Origin of the sequence: Amycolatopsis vancoresmycina, assembly GCF_000716785.1 — a bacterium.
Lineage (GTDB): Bacteria > Actinomycetota > Actinomycetes > Mycobacteriales > Pseudonocardiaceae > Amycolatopsis > Amycolatopsis vancoresmycina.
This window is the reverse complement of record NZ_JNYY01000068.1, coordinates 1-318: the sequence shown is the minus strand read 5'-3', so window position 1 is coordinate 318 and position 318 is coordinate 1. Positions and strand designations below refer to the sequence as shown.

At 69.5% G+C, this 318-nt stretch carries 1 protein-coding gene; it reads left to right on the top strand.

All coding sequences use genetic code 11. The features are described from left to right. Window positions 1-318 (top strand): serine hydrolase domain-containing protein (locus OO60_RS44350; protein WP_033263646.1); only part of this gene is annotated, 318 nt, incomplete at both ends.

Genomic DNA, 318 nt, shown 5'->3' with positions numbered 1-318 from the left:
GCGCTGGCCCAGCCGCGGCGGTTCGAACCGGGAACCGACCAGAGTTACGCCAACACCAACTACACCCTGGCCATGCTGCTGATCGAAAAGGTCACCGGCGGCTCCTACGCCGAGCAGGCTCAGCGGCGGATCCTGGACCCACTGGGCCTGACCGGCACGGTGGTGTCGGCCACCTCACCGGAGCTGCCGGGCCCGCACGCCCACGGCTACTACCGCTATGAAGACGCCGGCGAGTGGAAGGTGACCGACGTCAGCCGCCAGAACCCCTCCCTGCTGGCCGGCGCGGGCGACCTCATCTCGACGGCCAAGGACCTGAGC